Annotated in this window: 20 protein-coding genes and 1 other RNA gene; 10 read left to right on the forward strand and 11 right to left on the reverse strand. The window is 41.9% G+C overall.

Annotation, left to right across the window (positions count from 1 at the left end; all coding sequences use genetic code 11):
- Positions 1–301: 301 nt before the first annotated feature.
- From H5181_RS06125 to H5181_RS06135, 3 genes are all read right to left on the reverse strand, one after another.
- Complete coding sequence (locus H5181_RS06125; protein WP_182750518.1) at positions 302–904, reverse strand: hypothetical protein; 603 nt, start codon at positions 902–904, stop codon at positions 302–304.
- Positions 905–1,104: 200 nt separating this feature from the next.
- Positions 1,105–3,426 carry a YgiQ family radical SAM protein gene (locus H5181_RS06130; RefSeq protein ID WP_182750519.1) on the reverse strand — a complete coding sequence of 774 codons (2,322 nt, stop codon included), beginning with the start codon at positions 3,424–3,426 and terminating at the stop codon, positions 1,105–1,107.
- Between the two features lie 202 nt (positions 3,427–3,628).
- The gene (locus H5181_RS06135) at positions 3,629–4,024 is read right to left on the reverse strand and encodes an MAPEG family protein (protein ID WP_011635885.1); all 396 of its coding nucleotides are present in this window, start codon (positions 4,022–4,024) and stop codon (positions 3,629–3,631) included.
- Between the two features lie 163 nt (positions 4,025–4,187).
- Between H5181_RS06135 and H5181_RS06140 the strand changes: the two genes are divergently transcribed.
- The 3 genes from H5181_RS06140 (at position 4,188) to H5181_RS06150 (ending at position 9,995) form a co-directional block, all read left to right on the forward strand.
- On the forward strand, positions 4,188–5,408 hold the full coding sequence (locus tag H5181_RS06140) for a threonine/serine exporter ThrE family protein (protein ID WP_011635884.1): 1,221 nt from the start codon (positions 4,188–4,190) through the stop codon (positions 5,406–5,408).
- Positions 5,409–5,663: 255 nt separating this feature from the next.
- Complete coding sequence (locus tag H5181_RS06145) at positions 5,664–7,343, forward strand: ShlB/FhaC/HecB family hemolysin secretion/activation protein (RefSeq protein ID WP_182750520.1); 1,680 nt, start codon at positions 5,664–5,666, stop codon at positions 7,341–7,343.
- 498 nt (positions 7,344–7,841) lie between these two features.
- Positions 7,842–9,995 (forward strand): TonB-dependent receptor, encoded by a 2,154-nt coding sequence (locus tag H5181_RS06150; RefSeq protein ID WP_182750521.1) that lies wholly within the window; start codon positions 7,842–7,844, stop codon positions 9,993–9,995.
- A 94-nt stretch (positions 9,996–10,089) separates the two neighbouring features.
- On the opposite strand, the gene H5181_RS06155 is transcribed toward H5181_RS06150, so the two are convergent.
- The 3 genes from H5181_RS06155 to rsmI all read right to left on the reverse strand — a co-directional run bounded on the left by H5181_RS06155 (position 10,090) and on the right by rsmI (position 13,911).
- On the reverse strand, positions 10,090–12,225 hold the full coding sequence (locus H5181_RS06155; protein ID WP_182750522.1) for a TonB-dependent siderophore receptor: 2,136 nt from the start codon (positions 12,223–12,225) through the stop codon (positions 10,090–10,092).
- 435 nt (positions 12,226–12,660) lie between these two features.
- An RNA gene (gene rnpB, locus H5181_RS06160) (RNase P RNA component class A) lies at positions 12,661–13,014 on the reverse strand.
- Between the two features lie 54 nt (positions 13,015–13,068).
- Positions 13,069–13,911 carry a 16S rRNA (cytidine(1402)-2'-O)-methyltransferase gene (gene rsmI / locus H5181_RS06165; RefSeq protein ID WP_011635880.1) on the reverse strand — a complete coding sequence of 281 codons (843 nt, stop codon included), beginning with the start codon at positions 13,909–13,911 and terminating at the stop codon, positions 13,069–13,071.
- 89 nt (positions 13,912–14,000) lie between these two features.
- Here rsmI and H5181_RS06170 point away from each other — a divergent pair, with 89 nt between their 5' ends.
- From H5181_RS06170 to H5181_RS06185, 4 genes are all read left to right on the forward strand, one after another.
- Entirely contained in the window at positions 14,001–15,824 is a 1,824-nt protein-coding gene (locus H5181_RS06170; RefSeq protein WP_182750523.1) for a penicillin-binding protein activator, read from the forward strand.
- Positions 15,821–16,147 carry a YraN family protein gene (locus H5181_RS06175; protein ID WP_011635878.1) on the forward strand — a complete coding sequence of 109 codons (327 nt, stop codon included), beginning with the start codon at positions 15,821–15,823 and terminating at the stop codon, positions 16,145–16,147. Before H5181_RS06170 ends, H5181_RS06175 begins: the two co-directional genes overlap by 4 nt.
- 129 nt (positions 16,148–16,276) lie before the next feature.
- The gene (locus H5181_RS06180) at positions 16,277–16,870 is read left to right on the forward strand and encodes a phosphoheptose isomerase (RefSeq protein ID WP_011635877.1); all 594 of its coding nucleotides are present in this window, start codon (positions 16,277–16,279) and stop codon (positions 16,868–16,870) included.
- Positions 16,867–17,436 (forward strand): BON domain-containing protein, encoded by a 570-nt coding sequence (locus H5181_RS06185; protein WP_011635876.1) that lies wholly within the window; start codon positions 16,867–16,869, stop codon positions 17,434–17,436. Before H5181_RS06180 ends, H5181_RS06185 begins: the two co-directional genes overlap by 4 nt.
- A 36-nt stretch (positions 17,437–17,472) precedes the next feature.
- Here H5181_RS06185 and H5181_RS06190 read toward each other — a convergent pair whose 3' ends face one another.
- Positions 17,473–18,348, reverse strand: coding sequence for a DMT family transporter (locus tag H5181_RS06190; protein ID WP_182750524.1), 876 nt, complete (start codon positions 18,346–18,348; stop codon positions 17,473–17,475).
- Positions 18,349–18,489: 141 nt separating this feature from the next.
- Here H5181_RS06190 and H5181_RS06195 point away from each other — a divergent pair, with 141 nt between their 5' ends.
- Positions 18,490–19,359, forward strand: coding sequence for a LysR substrate-binding domain-containing protein (locus H5181_RS06195; RefSeq protein WP_182750525.1), 870 nt, complete (start codon positions 18,490–18,492; stop codon positions 19,357–19,359).
- A 45-nt stretch (positions 19,360–19,404) separates the two neighbouring features.
- On the opposite strand, the gene trpS is transcribed toward H5181_RS06195, so the two are convergent.
- The 3 genes from trpS to rpe are packed head-to-tail and all read right to left on the reverse strand — an operon-like array spanning position 19,405 to position 21,835.
- Positions 19,405–20,403: a tryptophan--tRNA ligase gene (gene trpS, locus H5181_RS06200; protein ID WP_059745784.1), complete on the reverse strand. Its 999-nt coding sequence runs from the start codon at positions 20,401–20,403 to the stop codon at positions 19,405–19,407.
- A 40-nt stretch (positions 20,404–20,443) separates the two neighbouring features.
- Complete coding sequence (locus H5181_RS06205; protein ID WP_182750526.1) at positions 20,444–21,133, reverse strand: phosphoglycolate phosphatase; 690 nt, start codon at positions 21,131–21,133, stop codon at positions 20,444–20,446.
- A 30-nt stretch (positions 21,134–21,163) separates the two neighbouring features.
- A complete protein-coding gene (gene rpe / locus H5181_RS06210; protein WP_011635871.1) occupies positions 21,164–21,835 on the reverse strand; it encodes a ribulose-phosphate 3-epimerase in 672 nt (223 codons plus the stop codon).
- 271 nt (positions 21,836–22,106) lie between these two features.
- On the opposite strand from rpe, the gene H5181_RS06215 reads away from it, so the two are divergent.
- Positions 22,107–22,484, forward strand: coding sequence for a hypothetical protein (locus H5181_RS06215; RefSeq protein ID WP_259396983.1), 378 nt, complete (start codon positions 22,107–22,109; stop codon positions 22,482–22,484).
- The gene (locus H5181_RS06220; protein WP_182750528.1) at positions 22,484–22,663 is read left to right on the forward strand and encodes a DUF2970 domain-containing protein; all 180 of its coding nucleotides are present in this window, start codon (positions 22,484–22,486) and stop codon (positions 22,661–22,663) included. Before H5181_RS06215 ends, H5181_RS06220 begins: the two co-directional genes overlap by 1 nt.
- Positions 22,664–22,695: 32 nt before the next feature.
- On the opposite strand, the gene H5181_RS06225 is transcribed toward H5181_RS06220, so the two are convergent.
- Entirely contained in the window at positions 22,696–23,532 is an 837-nt protein-coding gene (locus tag H5181_RS06225) for a Dam family site-specific DNA-(adenine-N6)-methyltransferase (RefSeq protein WP_011635868.1), read from the reverse strand.
- Between the last annotated feature and the right edge of the window lie 95 nt (positions 23,533–23,627).

Raw genomic sequence — 23,627 nt, forward strand, 5'->3', positions numbered from 1 at the left:
GGCGACCTTTTCGCTGTTTGAAAATGTTGCGGGGCGGCTGGGAGTTCCAAGAGGGAACAGCCGTTGGTTTCCTCTTGGTCTGGTGTGGGTGAAGCGCCACGACGTTAGTGGCCGCAGGCCATAAATACAAAAGTACAAAAGTACAAAAGAATAAACCTGGATCCCGGCTCACGAGCATTACCGGGATGACGCTTAAATTAGCCTGGGTAAGTTGACAACTTACTACCTTATTCTGGTGTGGTCGAAGCGCCACGACGTTAGTGGCCGCAGGCCATGCCTAACCGATATACTTATCAAAAACCTATTTATATCCCCAAGGCGCTGGCGGTAATGCCACTGGTTGAGATAAATCAAACTCAACTTTAAAATCGCGATTCTCTCTGGTTAAACGATAAGTAAAAGTATGCGCTTCAATCATCATCTGCCACTCGTTAGTGACCGACTGTGTTAAGCCATGTTGCTTGAAGTTGGCAATAGACTCATCGTCCACAGGAAACGTTTGTAAGTTGGCAGTGCCAGTATCGCGGGTCTCTCCACCATACATAGTCACTTTATCATCGGTGCCATCTTTATGACGATGATCATGCTTTAAGCGCAATCCGGTATCGGTTTGAGTTATCACCCAAGTGCGAGAGTGATCATCGCCAACATGAAATGGAATACGTAACTGATGATTGGTGCAATCTCTTACATGCATAACTAATCGTTTGCCACTAAAACCATCTCCTTCACTGCCACCAGCAGTGATCTTACCGGCAAAAGCTTTGCCACACAGAGCGCTAATAGCTTCAAAAAATTGCTGTTGCTGTACCGAGTTTGCGGCATAAGCAGGATTAACCAACAAAGTGCTACCACACAGCAATACACCACTGAGATATGCGCTAAGCCTAATTAACGTTGGCATAATGATCGTTCCTTGTTTATCAAACCATTGGGTAATTTAATCAATAAGTACAGTAGTATAACAAAACGACTACTGAGCAGACTAAATTAAAAGACGTAAGTATCGAAGCAGATTACCTTGTTATTGAATCTATTGCTGCTAGAAAAACAAAACCCGCAACGTTAATGCGGGTTTATATGACAATAAGTTAACGTGTTAGCTTACTTGGCGTATTTAGACTTAGTCGCCCAAGTGGTCGCTTTAGCTGGACGCTTAGCGCCTTGGCTTTTAGGCGCTTGCCCTTTTGCCACTTGGCCCGAAGCCTTAGCTGGAGACTTGGTTTTTTGCCCTACAGGCTTAGCACTGCCTTTATCTGCTTTAGTGTTACCTTTACGGTCTTCAAACTGATCGGCAGAAAAACGAGTCATGGCTTTTTGGCCGTTTTGTTCTTTCGCTTTAGCCGATGGCTTTTGGCCCCACTTCACTTTAGTTTGCTCATTACGCGTTTCGGGTGGCACCAAATGATTGGGACCATTACCAATTAACGACTCTTTACCCATAGCCACTAACGCTTCACGGATCATCGGCCAACCCATTGGGTCGTGGTAACGCAATAAGAATTTATGCAATTTACGCTGACGGCCTTTTTTCGGTACTGTCACTTGTTCACTATCATGCTTAATGTTTTTCAGTGAATTAAGTTCGGTATGATAAATCGTGGTCGCATTTGCCATCGGAGATGGATAAAAGTTTTGCACCTGGTCGAGCTTAAATTTCTGCCCTTTTAACCATAATGCCAAATTAATCATGTCTTCATCGGTAGTACCAGGATGCGCCGAAATAAAATACGGAATTAAGAACTGTTCTTTACCCGCTTCTTTAGAAAACTTATCAAACAGTTCTTTAAACTTGTCATAGGTTCCCATACCTGGCTTCATCATTTTACTGAGCGGGCCTTCTTCGGTATGTTCAGGGGCAATTTTTAAATAACCGCCCACATGATGCTTAGCTAACTCTCTAATATATTCAGGGTTTTCGATAGCCAAATCGTAACGAACGCCCGAAGCAATTAACACTTTTTTAATGCCCGGTACTTCACGTGCCGCTTTGTATAAGTCGATGGTGTGTTTATGGTCTGTGCCTAAATGGCCACAAATAGACGGGAACACACACGATAAACGTCGACAGGTTTTTTCCGCTTTCACGCTGGTACAGCCTAAACGGTACATGTTTGCCGTTGGGCCACCTAAGTCAGAAATAACCCCAGTAAAGCCTGGTACTTTTTCTTGAATATCTTTAATTTCTTTGATGATCGACTCTTGCGAGCGACTTTGAATAATGCGTCCTTCATGTTCGGTAATCGAGCAGAATGAACAACCACCAAAACAACCGCGCATGATATTGATAGATGTCTTAATCATATCGTAGGCAGGAATTTTTTCTTTGCCGTACATCGGATGCGGGATGCGTTGATAAGGTAAATCGAATACCGCATCCATTTCGTCGGTGTTTAATGGCCACGCAGGTGGGTTTACCCATACACCACGGTTGGCATCGTGTGGTTGAAACAACGCACGGGCACAACCCGGGTTTTGCTCTTGGTGCAAAATACGTGAGGCATGGGCATACAAATACTTGTCTTCGCTGACCTTGTTATAGGCAGGAAGCAGCACATAGGTTTTTTCCCATGGCTTTGGACGAGGCGGTTGAACGCTAATGGCCTTAGGAGCCTCGTTATCAAAAATCTTTTCGTCTGTTGGACCTGACAAATTACTGCAACCAACATCATCAGCACCATATGGGCTAGGTAATGGCTCAATTTTATGTAGTTGGTCAATTTTACGCGAATCCATACCGCGCCAACCTGGCATAGGCTCTTTACGCATTGTTGCGGTACCACGAACATCGTCAATATCGCCAATGGCTTCACCCGCAGCAATACGGCGTGCAACTTCCATTAATGGCCGTTCAGCATTGCCGTAGATTAGAATGTCGGCTTTGGCGTCAAAAATCACACTGCGACGCACTTTATCTGACCAATAATCGTAATGGGCAATACGGCGAAGACTGGCTTCAATTCCACCAATAACAACCGGTACGTCTTTAAAAGCTTCTTTACAACGCTGGGTATACACGGTCACGGCACGATCGGGGCGTTTGCCACCAATATCACCGGCAGTGTAAGCATCATCATGACGTAACTTACGGTCAGCGGTGTAACGGTTAATCATCGAGTCCATGTTACCAGCGGTTACCCCAAAAAATAGATTTGGGCGACCTAGTTGCATAAAGTCTTCTTTGTTTGACCAATCAGGCTGCGAAATAATACCCACACGATAACCTTGGGCTTCTAACATTCGCCCAATCACCGCCATACCAAAACTTGGGTGATCTACATACGCGTCGCCAGTCACGACAATAATATCGCAACTATCCCAACCTAAAATATCCATCTCTTTACGAGACATGGGTAAAAAAGGTGCCGTTCCGTAGCATTCAGCCCAAAACTTTGGATAATTAAATAACGTTGACTCAACTTGCATGTATATGACCTACATAAATGGGGAAAACCAGCCTAGCTGATCCGATGACAACATCAGCCTATGGCTGAATTTAACGGACGCGGAGTATAGCAGTACAGCGACACTAAGTGTGACTAAAAAAACATCAAAAGTGAAATATTTTTATCCCTTTATAACCTTGTAAAACACGCGGGAATATTGCTATTCCCGTATACTTTCAATGCTATAACCCTAGAAAGAAGCCAATATTAGCGACCGCTAAAACCAATAGCACAATCCAAGTGGTTAACACGCCCCAAAAACGACCGAAGTGATGGCCGCCTTGACCTTGATTTAATCCAATAGCATGTAATAAACGCGCAACAATCCATGCCGTGCCCAAACTGTGAATCAAGTAAACCGGCATACCATTCAGTTCAGCCAGTGCTAACAAAATTAGTGCTATGGGCGCATTTTCAATTAAGTTGCCATGAGCTCTTATTGCAATGGATAATCCTTGATGGCCACCATCACCGATACCAATTTTATTTGCTCGACGAAATTTAACCACTTTATAAGATAATGCTAAAACCAACAGCGCCGTTAAGCCCGCATATAAACCCGATACCATCAATGTCATGTGTTATTCCTTAAGTCGTCTATATTATTGTTATTATACTAATCTTTGATTTGTTGATGTTATCACTACATTTTGAATCAGTTTGGCTGTAAACACACGCCTTAATCGGTTAATATTCGCGCCAAAATAAGCTCAATACCTTAACAAGAGTGACTACTGCCCAGTGGATAATCAGGATTTTTTAGAAAAACGTAGATTTATCATTAAATTAGGTAAGTACCTGCACAAATTTGGTACTCCTGCGTATCGCTTAGAATCCCATTTGCAAACGGTATGTAATACCCTTGGTATTGAAGGATATTTTTTAATATCGCCAACATCGATGACATTTGTACTCCAACATGACACTGAGCAAGAATACAATCACGTTGCACGCGTTAAACCTGGCGACTTAGATTTAGGCTCGTTAGCTCGTACCTTTGAGTTGGTTGAAGAGCTCAGTTCTGGACAGCGAACCTTACAAGAAGCGTTAGAACGCTTAGAAGAAATCGCCAATAAACCCAATCCTTATGGCCATAAACTGACGCTGTTAGCTTTTGGTTCAAGCGCGGGTGCCTTCGCCATGTTAATGGGTACCGGTTGGCATGACGTTTTTTGGTCAGCTATTTTTGGTTTACTGGTATACAGCTTAGTTTTTTGGGCCGAACGCTCAAAACGTATCGCAGAAATGCTCGAACCGATGGCAGCGGTAGTGTGCGCTATCTTGGCATCGGGGATTGCGCAATTAGACCCGAGTATCAATTTACCCGTAACCATTTTGTCGGGGATTATTATTTTTGTTCCCGGTCTTGCACTCACTCTCGGCTTAGCAGAACTTGCCGCCCGAGATTTAATCTCTGGTACGGCACGTATTATGGATGCGGTGATGCAGTTATTTAAACTGTATTTTGGTGCCGTGCTTGGTATGACCATTGGTAAAGCTATCTTTGGTGAAACTATCTATGTCGAACCAATACCATTACCTCGTTGGGCTATTTGGTCTGCGGTGCCGTTACTGTCCATGTCGTTGGTTATTATCTTTAAAGCACGCTTAAAAGACTCTCCTTGGGGCATATTTGCTGGCATTGTGGCATTTTTCTCTGCCATGCTAGGTGGGATTTATCTAGGTGAGTCTATTGGTATTTTTGTCGGTGCACTAGCCGTGGGTATCTATTCAAATCTGTATGCGCGTTGGATGAAAGCGCCTGTGTCGATTGCGTTACTGCAAGGTATCGTTATTCTCGTTCCTGGTAGCAAAACCTATATTGGTCTCAATGCATTAATTTCGGGCGAAACCATGCTCAATCAAGCCCATTTGGGCTCACAAATATTCTTAATTTTTATGTCCTTAATCGCTGGGCTTATTTTTGCTAACGTTATCGTGCCCCCTCGCCGTTCGTTATAAATCTTACAAGTTAACATTACCTTCCTATCGGTATTAAAGGGCAGCTATAAATGCTGCCCTTATTTTTTAACAACCCAAATACCCACATAACTTAAATGGATTAATGAAATTTTTATTCAAGCTAAATGCTTGACTATTATGTTATTCAGGTATGATATGAAACAAAGAGGCAACATAAAAAGTTCATATTGAAAACAATAGTTCTATTCTTACAGACCTCTCAAAAAACATAACAATAAAAATAAGGACGAAGCTATGCCAATCATATTTATGGCAGTATTTTTTTTCGTCATCCTGCTTTCTTCGCCTGCTGTTCAAGCAACTATTGCTGACAGTGCGGCACAGTTAAAAGCCAACGATGACTCTGTCACTACGCCCTCTAGTCCATCGACAATCAATAAGCATGATGTCGAAAAAGTCGCAAACATTGTAATTGTTAGTCATCCTATTTTTGATGAGTCAGCTCCGGACGCTATTTTCCTTCACCGTTGGGCAAACTATCTGCATATTAATACCAAAGAGTCGACCATCCTCAATAGCTTAAGCTTTGAAAAAGGCGAAAAAATTACTCAAAAAGATCTTGAAGAAGCGCAGCGCTTATTGCGCTATGAACCTTACATTCGCGATGCAGATATCAACATTGCCAGAAAAGATCCACTAGCCGACGACAACGTTGAAGACGTGGTATTAGTCGAAACCTGGGATAACTGGTCATTACTGCCAACAGTCAGTTTGAGTAAAAATGGCGGCGACACTAAATACTCGTTTGGTATGAAGGAAGATAACTTACTGGGTTTAGGGGTTAAAACTAAAATAAAATACCAATCGAGTGCCGACCGCACCGGATATAAGTTTGCCTTTGATGCTCCAGTAAGATGGATTAAACACGGTAATGTGTCGGTCGATTTTTACGACAACAGTGACGGCCAAGCATCTGCTATCGCCTTTAATAAGCCCTTTTATACTTTAGACACTCAAAACATGTACGCCCTGTCATGGTTAACAGATACCCGCATCGACACCATAAGACAAAATGGCCAAGACATTAACGAATTTGAACATGTTATTGATTATGCTAACGTTGGATTTGGTTGGTTAGTCGATAAAACGCCAGATCAATTGCACCGTATTAGCCTAGGGATAACCCAAGACCAACATCAATTCAATAACATCGACGATTACCCTATTTCACCATTACCGTTTGATCGTGAGTTTGTTTACCCTTGGATCAGCTACGAATACCTGCAAGACCAATACACAGTGCTGAACAATATTCATCTAATTAATAATAACGAAGACTTTAACTTAGGTTGGCACCACACTGTAAGTTTAGGATTGGAAACCAATGACGTTGCCGACAGTGCTGCTGTGGGTTATCACGTAACGGCTTCAAGCAGTCGCGGTTGGCAGGAAGACAATCAATTATTGCTAATGACCCTTAATGCTCGAACGGATATTCAAACTGGCCAACAAGATTTTTATAATGTCGGTTTAGCCGCTGAATTTTTCCACCAAATCAGCCCTAAGTGGACAGCCTATTCCAAGGCGCGTATCGCAACCTCACACAATAACTATCTTGATCAAACGTTTGCTCTTGGCGACGAAACCGGTGTACGGGGATATCCCAACGACTACCAACATGGTGACAATCAATGGTTGCTCACGAGTGAAATCCGATACTATCCAAACATCAATTTATATCAACTGGCCGAGTTAGGTTGGGCTGTTTTTGCCGATATAGGTCAAGCAAGCGGTGGCCCAGATGAGCAAAACGAAGTTGATGGCCCTATTGGTAGTATTGGTATTGGCGCACGGATTTACTCTTCTAAATCCAGCTACGGTAACGTAGCCCATGTTGATATTGCCGTCCCGATCACTACGGGCAACGACATCAACGCTTGGGAGTTCAGATTTCAAGTTAAAGACCATTTTTAATCCGGCAAACCGTTCGATTGCTATCGTATCTAACGAGAACAGCTAGTACTAACGTGTGAAAAATTTAGGCTAAACGCTTAAAACGCACTAGGTGCTGCTGATCTTTGGCGGTTATGATCCGCCCAACAAAACGATTTACTTTATACAACCATGTACAGCAAGGTTATATCGTCATTATGCACGAATCACTTGTTGCAAACTTTTTACGATAAAATAAGCAAGACTGCTTAACAGGTCTCTTCTAACTGAACTTATGGTTTCAGTTTTCTGCATTATCGCTTACTCCTACAGAGCAACGACATATCACGCGTTCAGATTTTTATACAATGACGACAAGCAGCAGTGAAATTCATAATGAAGATCTACAGCCCTTAGTTAAATGAATTATTAATATCTAACTGATTTAATGCAAAAAAGTAAAAAATGTAAATAATGTGTACTAGTTAATGATAATGAATATCATTAACTACCTTTCATTATTTGTTAATCGGTATACCTATGTTATTTAAGCCTAGCCAATTGGCTATTGCGACACATTGTGCATTATTTTTATTAGTACTCCCCGTAACTCATGCCAATGCAGAATCTTCAACACAAGCCACAGAAAACCAAGCTTCAATGGAGCGAATGATTATTACTGGCAGTCGCTCTGCTGAACGGATAGAGGAAGTCCCTTCTTCAGTCACGCTTATTGAGCAACAAACCCTCGCACAAGACATGTTAATGACTTCGCAGTTACAAAACTTACTCGCATTTCGCGTTCCAGGGTTAGCGCCAAGCACTGGCACATCAAGTAACTCGGGACAAAACTTACGCGGTCGTGCCGCACTAGTCATGATTGACGGCGTGCCACAATCTACCCCATTACGAAATGGAAAATTAGGCATAAGCTCTATCGATGCAGGGGTCATTGAGCGTATTGAAGTGATTAAAGGAGCGACTTCAATTTATGGCAATGGCGCTTCAGGCGGCATCATCAACTACATCACTAAACGAGCCAGTGAAGATAAAGCACGAGTTAAGGTTGGGGCTTCCAGTAAATTTAGTGCGGTAAAATTACAAGACAGTGCCGGTTATCGAGTGGATACATCAATAGACGGCACGGTTGATAATTTCAGTTACGTATTTAGTGCCATTACCGAAAAAACAGGTGTTGAACGTGATTCCAAAGGTGATGCTATCGGATTAGTCTATGGTTTATCAGAAACTAAATCGAATAATTATTTTACCAAACTCGGCTATCAACTCGACGACGATAAGTCGATTCAACTGACGTATAACTACTACGAAGCCCAACAAGAATCTGACTACATAGATGTTGTTGGCAATGCTAACACAGGCGAAAAAACTTACTCGATAGACAATACTACTGGGATTGTAAAGCTGGGCGTACCTCAAGGGCCGCGTGGCAATCATAACCTAATGTTAAAATACGTCGACCAAGATATATTCACTAACACCCAATTAACCGTTGATGGTTATCTGCAAAAAATTGAAAACATGTTTTTCTTTTCAACTGCACTAGCTAACCTAAGCGAAGGTTATGAAGGGGGACAATCATTCATCAAGTCAGAAAAGAAAGGCCTACGCGTTAACTTTGCTACCCAAGTTGATTGGGATAATGTTGAATCAACCTTCATTTATGGTATTGATGCGCTGCAAGACATCAGTTCACAACCATTAGAAGACGGCCGAATTTGGGTGCCTGAAATGGACATGCGTAACTTAGCGGTTTATTTACAAACTAAGTTTGTTATTGCCGATGATTGGGTTATTAAAGCCGGTATCCGCCAAGACAGTGTTGATTTAACGGTCGGTGATTATCAAACCTTAAAACTTTGCCGAACGCCAAGTACGTGCTCAGTACCTTTTGATGTCACAGGCGGAGAATTAACATATAACTCAACCACCTATAATATTGGCTTACGTTACAATATGAACGAGTTTTTTAACCCGTTTATGAGCTTTTCCCAAGGTGCAGATATTTCAGATATTGGCCGTCTTTTACGAACCGCCACTGTCGATGATATTGCGTTAATCCGCACAGAATCATCGATTGTTGATAACTATGAAATCGGCTTTTCTGGTCAACTTGGTGATCTGAATTATGAAATTGCCGCCTACCGAAGTAAGTCAGAATTAGGCACAAGTAACAGCTTTGATGCAACAACAGGCATTTACTTGCCTGTACGCGCACCACAAAAAATTTGGGGTTACGAAGCACAAGTTGACTATCGAGTGTTAGATAATCTCAATACAGGTTTAAGCTATAGCTGGGTTGAAGGTAAAGACACTGAAACGGATACTTATATAGATGGTGGCACAATATCCCCTCCTAAATTAACAGCTTATATTAGTTGGCAGCCCGTTGAAGAAGCGAGTATTGGTATTAACTACATGTATGTTGGTGACCGTGACCGATTTGAGTCGGTTGATGGCGCATATATTGGTTCTCAAGGCCCTATAGAAAATTATAACGTTGTGAACCTAACCAGTAGTTATCAACTCAATAATTGGCAGCTCTCATTAGGTGTAGAAAACTTACTTAATGAAGATTATTTTTCTGCTCGCTCACAAGCTTCTACTAACGCGAGTTACTATACTCAAGCACTGGGTACCACTATCAATGTAGGTATAAAAGCCAGCTTTTAACCTTCAGCAAGATAGCAAAAAGGGAGTAAACAATAAATTGTTTACTCCCTTTTTATTCAAGAAGACCTTATGGTCTTACGTTATTAGTCTTAAGTTAAAAGTGATGCGATACCTGTAATACCATTTCTCTTGGCGCACCAGGGAAATGACCATTACGTTCAGAGAAACCGCTCACGGCATATTCTTTATCAAACAGGTTTTTCACATTTAGCTGAAACTGGGTATCTTGCCACGTAGTTGTCCAGCTCATATCAAACACGGTATAGGGTTTAACACGCTGCGCATCAGCACTCATTTGCTCACTGACATAATCTGCACCCAGTGCAATAGCAGAATTCAAACTGTCAATATCATAACGCGTCCACAAACCCGCTTGATGACGCGGCGCATTAACAAACTTGCTGCCATCGGCATAGGTATCGCCAATATCGCCTTGAGTAACACGAGTATCGTTATAGGCGTAATTAGCCATAACAGTCCAATTAGGTGTTATATCTCCAACCAACGTAAACTCAAGTCCTTTACTTTCAACTTCTCCTAAGCTTACTAACGCAGGAATTCCGTCATCATTGCCCGTGTCAGCAGGATTATTCATGGCGACATCTTTTTTATTAATTTGATACACAGCTAACGTGGTCATTATGCTGCCATTAAACCACTGATTTTTTATCCCTAGTTCAACTTGTTCACCCATTTCAGGTTCTAAGCTATTGTCTTCACTCGCCGTTTCTTGATCGCCAAGCGAGGTCGGATTAAAACTTTCTGCATAATTAACATAAAACGATGTATCGGTGGAATATTTATAAACAATACCACCACGCGGTGATACATGATTATCACTAAATTCAAATCCAGTTTCTTTATCAAAATCGTTAAAGTGATCGTAACGTAGCCCCACCAATAACAACCATTTCTCGCTTAAACTAATTTGATCTTGAACATATAAACCCGCGCGTTCGGTTTTAGTACCATCACGTTCTTGGTCTTGTAAGTTATAAGTCGAAGGATCAGTTTCACCGTAATTAAGATCAAAAATGTTTAGATTAGCGACACCGTCAGCCTCATAACGGGCACGCCAATAATCATAATCGCTGTTTACGTGATGGTAATCTGCTCCAAATAATAAGGTTTGCTCAATACCAGTATCTAATCGATATACAAAATCTGAAGTCACACTGACTTCTTGGTTAGCGCGATACTGTTTACGATATTCACGTTTAATGGTTTTATCATCAATATTGGCTTCGCCATCACCATTAACGTCAACCCAACTTTGTGATTCGTGATATCCCTGAACACGCTCGTTATCAAGGTAACGCACTGTGGTATTAACACTTAACTCATCGCTAAAATGATGCTGTAAGTCAGCTTGTAATATTGTTGCTTCAAGGTTTTGATAGTCGGATTTTTCATTTGCGTTATAGCTTGGATCAACTAAAAAATTGCCTTCATCGTCAACGGGTACACCACGCAAACGATTACCACCTAAGTCTTGTTTGATATAATCAATCGTTGTTGTAAGTGTAGTGTCATCGTCAAGTTGAAATAATAATCCACCTGTTAACTCGGTATTTTCAGAGTCGGCATTATTTCGAAAACTGTCTTTTTGCTCATAAAAACCGCCTAAACGATAAGCAATTGAATCCGTTAAACCACCTTTAGAATCAATTGACCCGCCCATACGGTCGTTATCACCTGTGGTTAATGTCACTTCAGTATCTTGGACAAAACTCGGCTTTTTACTGACATAATTAATCATCCCGCCAGGCTCACCACCACCGTATAACGCAGCAGCAGGACCTTTTAACACTTCAACTCGCTCAATATTAAATAACTGTGGTACACCAAAACCAGAAAAAGGGTCGCCTCTTACACCGTCATAAAACACATTGCTGTCATCACGAAAACCACGAAAGGTCACACCTGAATAACTGTAAATGCTCACACCTGCTATAGAGCGGTATAAATCGGTAATTTCACGTGCAGCTTGATCAACTATCAATTGTTCATTCAACACCTGCACCGATTGCGGTAAATCCATAATATCGGTTTCAACTTTGGCACCCACGGACGTAGAAGATTCACGATAAAAGGTTTGAGCCCGACCCATTACGGTTATTTTCTCAATCGACTCAGTCAAATCAACGTCGGCCGCTTTCTCGTTCGCACTGACACTCAGTACAGGTAACAGCAGGCTTAATATCCCAAGATTAATCACGTTCAAATGCATAACAGCTTACTCATCGGCAACAGTAAAATTTGGCCGCAATATAACACCAAACGCTAATAGAAACTATTCTCATTTAATAATTTACATTTGTGCTTGTTTGATAACTGATAGTGTTAATGGTTAGAGACTTTGTGGTTTGAGAGGGTATTTATTATGGGCTATAGCCACTAAGATAGAGGTCACAACAGAGCAAGAGCATTCGTGTTAATAAATCAGCCTTTGTAAACCCTCAGTGTTCCGGCAACGTTTACTGAACGGATGCAGTCAACTCAAATGTTAGATCATGAGGCGAAAATAATGGATAACACTGAAGTTAAAATATAGAGAAACAATAACCAACATCTACTCGGATTGACTATATAAGGTTAAGACACCAATATTTTCGTACTAACGATAAAAAAAGGCCTCGCATTGCTGCGAGGCCTTTTTTATAAAGAGGTGAGTTGGCCGATAAGCCGGGTCCTGTCGTGGACAGTTATTCATCTAGGCCTGCAATCGCTCACAGGCTCAAGCAACCTACCCGGTTCCAACGCGAGCAGCGCCATGCGGAACCCTATTTGGTCTTGCTTCGGGTAGAGTTTACCTTGCTACGGACTATTACTAGCCGCACGGTGCGCTCTTACCGCACCCTTTCACCCTTACCATCTTAGCCTAAGCCAAAATGGCGGTTTCCTCTCTGTTGCACTTGTCGTCGGTTCACACCGCCCAGGCGTTACCTGGTACCCCGCTCTTTGAAGCCCGGACTTTCCTCCCCGTACTTGCGTACGCGGCAACTGTCTGGCCAACTCGGCGCGGATTATAGCCTAAGCTGCGCAACAAACCAATGCCAAAGCGACTGCCTTTTTATAAATCCAGTTCTAAACCGTATTTATATAGGGCATTTTTCTTTAAACCATGGATTTGCCCTGCTATAGCGGCAGCTTTTTTAAGCGGTAATTCTTCACAAAGTAACTTTAGCGTAGCAACTGCAACTGCTGGAATGCCTTCTTCATCAGATAATGTAAAGCCATGGCACATAATGACCATTTCGCCTTTTTGCTGATTATCATCAGCTTCAACCAGCGCTAATACCTCTGCAGCGGTGCCAGATAAGAAGGTTTCGAAGGTTTTAGTGACTTCACGTGCCATTACCACTTGCCTATCGGCGCCTAAAACGTCAACAATAGCGGCAAGGCTATAAAGTATGCGGTGAGGAGATTCGTAAAATATCAAAGTACGAGGATCTTCTTTAAGAAATTCAAGTTTATCGATACGGGCTTTTTCTTTTGAGGGTAAAAAACCTTCAAAACTAAAACGATCAGACGGTAATCCTGATGCACTTAAGGCTGTTATCGCTGCACATGCTCCAGGCAAAGGCACGACTCTGTGGCCAGCTTGACGAACATGGTTAACTAAATGGTAGCCAGGGTCTGAAATTAACGGCGTACCCGCGTCAGAAATGAGCGCGATTGATTTGCCTTCATTTAATTGTTCAACTATCCATTGCGCTCGATCACGTTCATTATGATCATGTAATGCCGTTTTACGGGTTTCAATACCAAAGTGGCTCAGCAACCTTCCGCTGTGGCGTGTGTCTTCACAGGCGATTAAATCAACCTGTTGCAGCACCTCTATTGCTCGAGCGCTGATGTCGCCAAAATTACCAATTGGGGTGGGAACAATATACAGCGCGACCATTTGGTCCATAATTACCTCGATAATGAATCTACCTGATACTTTCGCCAAGCGTAAGAGCAGGTTAAACTAGTGACAGCATCTTACCAGAGTGAAGCCAAGTGTTAAAAAGACTGAATACTACAAAATTCGTGTGCGCGTTGATTTTCTCTGTATTGGTGGTTGGTTGTGCCACCAAAAAACAGCAAGATAATGTTGACGCTAGCGCATCGCTCGTTGCCGCTGAACATCCGGCTAAAATTTATTTAGCCGAGGCAACGAATAGCAGTTTACCAGAAAAGCGTGATCGTTATTTATTACTCGCCGCTCATGCTTATATTAATGATGGTAACTTTAATTCTGCCGTTAATGTATTAACGTCAATGCAAAAGTCGATGGTGAACGTGCCCTCGCTTCAAGCGGAACATATTTATTTGCGCGCTCGCATTGCTGAAAAAACCAATAGCAGCCAGGCCGCATTAGATATTTTACAGTATCCACCACATTGGCAGCTCCCACGCTGGCAAATGGCAAGTTATCACCAATTTAAAGCCAAATTGTACAAAAATACTCAACAGCCAATTGACCAAGTTAAGCAATTAAGCCTATTAAGCAATTACTTGCCAAAGTCTGAAACCACGGCGATCAATAATGTTATTTGGAAGCTACTGCAACCACTACATGAAGAAACCGTGCAGTCGTTTATGCGCGATCAATCAAATCCGATTTTTGCTGGTTGGTTACAATTAACCTTTATTGCTAAACATTATGCGGTTGAGCCGACACAATTGGTGCGTTATTTAGGTGAGTGGCAGCGTAACAACCCTTATCATCCAGGTGCAGTGAAATTACCTGCTGATTTAGAAAAAGCCCTCAATGCCAAACCGTTTAGGCCGCAAAATATAGCGGTATTATTACCGTTAAGTGGCCCACGCGCTGTGGTTGCTGAACCTATTCGTCAAGGTCTTATGTCGAGCTATCTGTCTGACTATGATGCAAATGTGTCAATTAACTTTTATGACACGCAGCAAGGGGTTGCTGCCGCTTATCAACAAGCTGTAGCCAAAGGCGCAGAGTTTATCATTGGGCCATTGTTACCCAATGAAGTTGAAGAGCTACAGAAAATCAACGATAAACAAAAGACCACAGTGCCGCAGCTGTATTTGAACCAAACGGATACGTTTACGCCACAACCAAACCTGTTTTACTTTTCACTGTCACCAGCACAAGAAGCCAGTGATGCAGCACATAAGCTGTATAGCGATGGCGTAAAGCTGCCACTACTATTGGCAAGTAACGATCCCATCGGCAAACGTATGGCCGACAGTTTTAAGCAAACTTGGCTAACCTTAACCAGCAATGATGCCGAAGTGTATTTTTATGATGCTGGCGACCAAATGAAGGTCACAGTTCAAGAAGCATTAGGTGTGAAAGATAGCCAAGCACGTATTAGCAGAATGCGTGATTTATTGGGTAGCCGCTTAGAATCAGATTTTCGTTCTCGCCAAGATATTGATGCGATTTACATGATTTCGGGCTCACAAGATTTGGCCCTGCTAAAACCCTTTTTAGACGTAAACTTTAGTGTGTTCTCTGAACCGGTAACCTTATATACCACTAGCCGTAGCCGTCTTGAAAATGAGTCAGCGCAGTCGGCACAAGAACTGAATAACTTGATCATTAGCGATGTACCATGGCTAATGCAATCTAACAGCGAAACCCAACTGGTGTCTGAGCTATGGAGTGGTTGGAATAACAGCCAAAAACGCCTATACGCAATGGGTTATGATGCGCTTGAATTGGTTAATCGTTTAGCGCAAATGCGCGCTTTCCCAGGTTATCAATTTATCGGCCGCAGTGGTGCATTATCAGTGAAGCCTAATGGGGTGATTGATCGTCAACTGTCTTGGGGCAAATATAACCAAGGACAATTAACACCACTATGAACAGTGGACAATTAGCTGAGCAACATGCGCGAACTTACCTTGAGCAACAAGGTCTAACGTTTGTAGATGCTAATGTTCGATATCCATTTGGTGAAATAGATTTAATTATGCGCCAGCAAGATGTCTGGGTGTTTGTTGAAGTAAAATTTAGGTCGTCAAATCAGTTTGGCGGCGCCTTAAATGCGTTAACAAGTAAGCAAATTACCCGGATAAGATTAGCCGCTGAACATTATTTACAACGACAAAAATTAAATCCACCTTGTCGCTTTGATGTCATTGCGATGAATATTGATGAAATAAACTGGCTACAAGGCTGTTTTTAAGCGGCAATTGATTACCATAACCTTGATTTATGGCATCATATAGTCAAATTACCGAGTCTAACTGATGAGCAATGATAAAAAAGCTAATCAGAGACATACGTAGACATAATTTAGCGTAAGGATTGTTGCATGTTAGAACGTATTAGAGATAGTTTCACCGAATCGATTCAGACTAAAATTGATGCTGCAGAAGCATTACCTGAGTCTATTGAAAAAGCTGCAGAGATGATGGTGCAATGTCTACTTGGCGGTAATAAAATTCTGTCATGTGGTAATGGTGGCAGTGCTGGCGATGCTCAACACTTCTCAGCTGAATTATTAAACCGTTACGAAATTGAACGTCCACCGCTGCCTGCTATAGCATTAAGCTGTGATACTTCAACGATTACCGCTATCGCCAACGATTATAGCTACGATGAAATCTTCTCGAAGCAGATTTTTGCACTGGGTCAACCAGGCGATATTTTATTGGCTATCTCAACCAGCGGTAACTCTGGCAACATTATTAAAGCCATGGAAGCAGCGTTAAGCCGCGACATGACTATTGTAGCCCTAACAGGTAAAGATGGCGGCGCAATGGCGGGCTTGATGAGCGCAGGAGATGTCGAAATCCGCGTACCGTCAAACGTTACTGCACGTATTCAAGAAGTTCACCTACTGGTTATTCACTGCTTATGCGATAACATCGACCGCACCTTGTTCCCACAGGATGAACAAGCATGATAAGAAGGTTACTCATCATCTCAGTCCTGGCGATGTTGCAGGGGTGTGCTGGTGCTGTCATGGTTGGCGCCGTTAGCGGTGCCAAGATGGTAAATGATGAGCGCAGCATGAGCACTCAAATCAGCGACACTAATGCTGACTTTGTTATTGCTAGTGCGCTATCAAAACATGATGACCTTAATAATCAAACCAATATCGCCGCGGTTGTGATGAACAACAATGTATTGATGATAGGCCAAGCACCTAACTCAATGCTGCGCGATAAAGCGATTAAAGTGGTACAAGATTTACAAATTGGCGGCAAAATACATAACCAAATTCGTATTGGCACGCCAACGTCATTTACCACACGCAGCAACGACACTTGGGTAACAACCAAAGTGAAAGGCCGCATGTTAAATGAAAAATCACTCGATATTACTCGAGTGAAAGTGATTACCGAAAACGGCGAAGTCTTTTTGCTTGGGTTAATTGACCGCAAGCAAGCTGATTTAGCGGTTGATATCGCGCGAAATACTGCAGGCGTTCGCAAAGTGATTAAGGTTTTTGAATACACTGAATCTTAATCCTGCTGTACATTTTTATTATCGCGATTTAGAAATTCATCCTGCATTTTGCTCGATGAATTTTTTTTGGGATCTTTTGGCTTGTATCCACGGGATAATCAGCGACGGCAACACAATAAACCCAGCGCCAACCCAACTTAAGCCATCAAGCCATTCATCAAAAAACAACCAACCAAAAAAGACACAAAATAATAGTCCTGTGTATTCTGCCACCACAATTTGACTGGCTTGTGCTTGGCGATAAGCCAACACGCAAAACCACTGATACGCCAATAAAAACACATTACTCGACACCGCAATAGCCACTAAAGACCAACTGATTGCCTCTATGCCTTGCACCAATGCCATGACCAACACCAAAGGAATACTGAGTAAGTTATATAGCATTAACGTTACAACAGGGCTTTCTGTACTGGGGAGTTTGCGCAATGCCAACTGGTTTATCGCAAACATAAATGCAGAGATGAGTACTGCAATTCCAAACCAGTTAATTTCACTTGGTCGTAGCAAAATAATGATGCCCTGAAATCCTAAAATAGCTGCCAGCCAATGTGTAGCGGTGACGCTCTCTTTTAAAAATAGAAATCCCATTAATACAATCATTAATGGCGCCGAATAAAACAACGAGCTTACAGTGGCGATAGGTAGCGCAATTAACCCCATAATTAAGCATACAGCTCCAATAGCGCCAGTATTAGCTCGCACTAAGTGCACCTTTATATGGCGACTGATTGGTTTTTTAGTTGCAAACCACAATGGCAGCAACATTAATACTGATGTTAACTGTCTGATTAACAGAAATGTTGCAGCGCTACTGCCATCTGGGAGCCATTTTATAGACACATCATACATAGCACTAAAAAGGTTACCGACAACTAATAACATCATGCCAATCGTTATTGTGGATTTCATTACACTTACAACCTTAGGACCAATAATTGGCTGCATCATATAGTTATCAATTAATAACGAATAATGATGTTTTTAATCCATACATGAGTTAAATTCATACCTCATAAATTTCAATAAAATAAATTCATATTTGAGGTGTATATGCGTAAACTGCCGCCACTGCGGGCACTACAAATTTTTGAAGCGGCCGCAAGGCATGCTCACTTTTCTCGGGCGGCAACTGAGCTGTGCATTACTCAAAGTGCGGTATCGCACCAAGTAAGACTGCTTGAAGCGCATTTTGGCGAACGATTATTTATCCGCGAAGGTAGGCAGCTCTGTTTAACCAGTAAAGGCAATGTGCTTTACCATGAACTGGAGCGAATATTTAATGAGTTGAATGATTTAAGCATGCAAATCACTGGCGATTGCAATGATCAGCTCCGCTTAGCGGTATACAGTTCATTTGCCATTAAGTGGCTGATTCCTCGCTTAAGCGATTTCCATCGCTTACATCCACAGATTAAAATTCGCCTAGAAATGATCACCGATGACCCGCTGATGAGTGATAGCGTTGCTGATATGTTTATTACTGGTCAAAGTGGACAACCGGGTTATGTGCATCGCATGTTACACCAAGAGAGACTGATCCCAGTGATCTGCCCGGGGCTATTAAATACCGACCACTCGGCGCTGAGTGTATTACGGCAACATGCATTACTCACTGTAGATGAAGGGCCAATAGGCTTTGATTGGGAGCGCTGGTTAAAGGTTAACAGCATCAGCATAGAGGCTACGCAACAACAGCATGTATTTAGCCATGTGTTGTTAGCTATTGAAGCGGCAATTGCAGGTCAGGGGATCGCGCTAGCGTCAGATTTTATGGTAGAACGAGATATTAGTAAGGGAGCATTAGTCGCACTTGACTTACCCGCTATGTTGACTGGATTTGAATTCAATTTTAGTTGTAAACAGCGACGTTTAAAGGAGCCCGCTATAGCTGCATTTGTACAATGGTTAACCAAAAAATAAGCCAGCAAGTTGCTGGCTTATGGGTAACATTAGCTGAAATAATACTTACACAATAAGACCAATTTTTTCATACACTTTTTTAATGGTGACTTCTGCACGAGCTTGAGCTTTTTCAGCACCTTCCGCCATCACTTGGCTTAAGAAAGCATGATCGGCGCGGTACTCTTTAAAACGAGCTTGTAATGGCTCCAGCATTCCAACGACGGCTTCACCGGTAGCCACTTTTAAATGGCCGTACATTTTGCCTTCAAATTCTGCTTCTAAAGACGCAATCGACTGACCAGTACAACCTGACATTAAGCTGAGTAGATTAGACACACCTGGCTTTTGTTCCATATCAAAACGCACTACTGGTGGCTCTTCGCTGTCGGTCATGGCTTTTTTAACTTTCTTTAAAATCGCTTTAGGATCTTCAAGTAAACCAATAACGTTATTACGATTATCGTCAGACTTCGACATTTTTTTAAGTGGGTCCTGCAGCGACATGACCTTAGCACCGTGTTCAGGAATAAACGGTTCTGGGATAGTAAACGTGTCGCCGTAAGCATTGTTAAAACGGGTTGCGATATCGCGAGTGAGTTCTAAATGTTGCTTTTGGTCTTGCCCAACAGGGATCTCATTGGCTTGATAAAGCAAAATATCCGCTGCCATTAGAACAGGATAACCATATAAACCCACGTTAATGTTATTGGCATGCTTTAACGATTTATCTTTAAACTGGGTCATGCGGTTTAACTCACCCATTTGGGTGTAACAGTTTAATACCCATCCGAGTTGAGTATGCTGCGGTACTTGCGACTGAATAAACACGGTGCTTTTTTTAGGGTCAACACCGCAAGCAAGGTATAAGGCTAGCGTATCTAAACAAGCTTCACGCAGTGCTTTAGGATCTTGACGCACGGTAATCGCATGTAAATCAACAACACAATATAGGCAATCATGGCTATCTTGCATGGCAACCCATTGACGAAGTGCGCCCATATAATTACCTATGGTTAATTCGCCTGATGGCTGCGCACCGCTAAGAACTATGGGTTTGGTCATGTGTTTATTGCTCCAGATTATCTATATAAAATTCAAATTATTATGAAAGTAAGTATTGCTCTATATCTGCAAAGTTTTCGCATATCGCATGCGGAAGGCTAAGACCGATATCTTCGCCGTAGTTGTATCCGTAGGTCAAGCCAATAGACATAACATTCGCAGCTTTAGCCGCTAAAATATCATTCTTTGAATCACCTATCATCAGTAATTGCGATTCATCCAACTGCCATTGTTTAAGCAAATGTTGTAATGGCATTGGGTCTGGCTTCATTTTTGCCAATGAATCGCCACCGAGAACTTCAGAAAATAGGTCATCAAGACCAAAAGCTGTTAGTAACGGCACAGTAAAACGATATGGTTTATTGGTAACGATAGCCAGTTTAAAACCTGCTTGTTTTAACCGCTGTAACGTGTCGACAACTCCCGGATACAAACGGCTATGTTTTTGTAAGTGTTCACCATAATGATGCATAAATTGCGGCATAATTTGCTCAAGCATTACCTGAAGCTCAGGAGCATCTTCTGGCATAGCAGACACATAACTTAACGCTCGTTGCATTAGTACTTGGGCACCATTACCTACCCAGCTGCGAACCAATGCTTCTGTCACTGGTTGGTATTGGTTCTGTGCTAATGTGGCATTTGTGGCCGCGGCCAAATCAGGCACACTGTCGATCAGCGTACCATCTAAATCAAAGGCGATTGCGCGAATATTTGACCATTGCATCATGTAGAGTCCCACTGGATATGGAAAAAGAAATTATGATATCGAAGCGAGTTCTGCACGCATTTGATCAATAACAACTTTATAATCAGGTTGATTGAAAATTGCCGAACCTGCCACAAACATATCTGCACCCGCAGCCGCTATTTCAGCAATATTATCGACCTTAACACCACCATCCACTTGTAAGCGAATATCGAAACCACTGGCATCAATAATCGCGCGCACTTGGCGAAGTTTTTCTAGCGTATGCGGAATAAAAGACTGACCACCAAAACCAGGATTAACTGACATCAATAAAATAACATCGAGCTTGTCCATTACATGATCTAAATAGTGCAGTGGTGTGCCAGGATTAAAGACTAATCCGGCCTTACAGCCAGATTCTTTAATCAACTGCAGTGTACGATCAATATGTTCTGATGCTTCTGGATGAAAAGTGATAATTGAAGCACCGGCTTTGGCAAAATCAGGAATAATGCGATCAACCGGTTTAACCATTAAATGCACATCAATATCAGCGGTGATCCCATAATTACGCAACGCGGTGCATACCATAGGGCCTATTGTTAAATTTGGTACGTAGTGATTATCCATCACGTCAAAATGAACAACATCTGAACCCGCATCTAATACGGCTTTAACATCGTCACCTAAACGGGCAAAATCAGCAGACAAAATCGATGGTGCAATTAAAAATGGGCGCATAATCTTCTCTATTGGCAGATCAAAGTGACGACATTTTACCCTTTGCAGCCGCAAGCCTCTAGTCTCACAAGGGAAATAACCACTATCCTCAGTATAATTTAGTTAAAAACTAGACAATAAGTCGGATTTGCTATTTTTTATACAAAAACCAGTGTTCAATAACTAAGCTATTTTGCTATAATGTAAAAAGTTGTTATCTTAGTTGTCCAACTGAAGATTTAAAACCTGTTGTAGCATCATTCGAGTTTACACCATGGATAGGGCACACTTTATGGTAAAGCACTTACTACTCAAGCTTTCTGGTCGTGATGGCAAATTATTGTCAGCACCGGTTTTTGCTGTATTTGCAACGTCTGCATTGGCGTTATTGTTAAGCCAAGTATTGATGGCAACCGAAAGTAACTCGGCAAATAGTAAGGCTTGTGTCTGTAATAGCACCACCAACTACAATGCCAGTTTACCCAGTAGTCACCCTACAAATCGTTGTGCAGAACAATCAAATGATGTCAGTTGGGGTAATTGGATTACAGGTAATAGTCGCTCTAGTCAGTTTCACTTTATTGATTTACTTGAGTTAATCCACGGTCACAAAGACAAACCTTTAAATGATATGCCTACCTCAGGCAACCCAACTCAGATATCGCATTAATGTCTATTTGGCGAGTGTTTAGTAGCACTGTAGCAGCCTTTTTTGGCGTACAGACGGAGCGAAATCGTCAAAAAGATTTTCAAACTCAATCCCCACTACCATTTATCATTATGGGTATTATCTTAGCCATAGCCTTAGTCATTTCATTAATGCTAATCGTAAACCAAGTCTTGAGTTAACCGCTAGCTTTCATTATCCACGCTTTGCAGCATTACTCTTCTTCACGATAATGATGATCATATAGCGCCATAATTTCATCCACTTTATTGCGTGAACCGCCTTTAGGGCTAATATTACGCTGCACTGAAATCGTTGAACAAGATGCACCACGATATAACTCTCGCGTTAACGGAATATCATGATTACTGATCAATACCGGAATATTTCTCTCATGGGCAATGAGCCGTGAATGACGAGCAAGTAATGCTTGATCATCTAAGCTAAAACCCGGACCTGCATAAGTGGTAAAACTGGCTGTGGTTGATAACGGCGCATAAGGCGGATCACAATAAATAACATCACCGCTGTTTGCCATATCAAAGGCTTGCTCGTAACTGATACATTTAAAGGTCGCTTTTTGCGCTTTTAATGAAAAGTAACGAATTTCAGCTTCCGGGAAATACGGTTTTTTGTACGAACCAAACGGTACATTAAAACCGCCTTTGCGATTATAACGACATAAGCCATTAAAGCCGTGGCGATTCATGTACAGGAAGTAAACCGAACGAATGAAAGGATCGCTACAGAGATTAAATTCAGCACGAACACGATAATAAGCATCTTTGTCATTCATCTCATCGACAAACATGGCCTTGGCCGCTTTAATGTATTTATCTGGCTGTTGCTGAACAATTTGGTATAAATTGATTAAGTCTTGATTGATGTCACACAATAAATAATCATCAAACTGTGTATTGAGGAATACCGAACCCGCCCCAACAAAAGGCTCAATCAGTCTATTTCCAGCTGGAAGGTGTTTTGCTAGCTCATCAACGAGCTTATATTTACCGCCTGCCCACTTTAGAAAGGCTCTATGCTTTTTTATCATGAATAGGAATTATGCCAGCAAAATTAAAGCTGATGATTGTACTCTGTTTAACGATAATTATCATCGGATAAAGCAGTTTTATTAGTTGATTTTTC

Origin of the sequence: Shewanella sp. SG44-2 (assembly GCF_014164215.1) — a bacterium.
GTDB classification, from domain to species: domain Bacteria; phylum Pseudomonadota; class Gammaproteobacteria; order Enterobacterales; family Shewanellaceae; genus Shewanella; species Shewanella frigidimarina.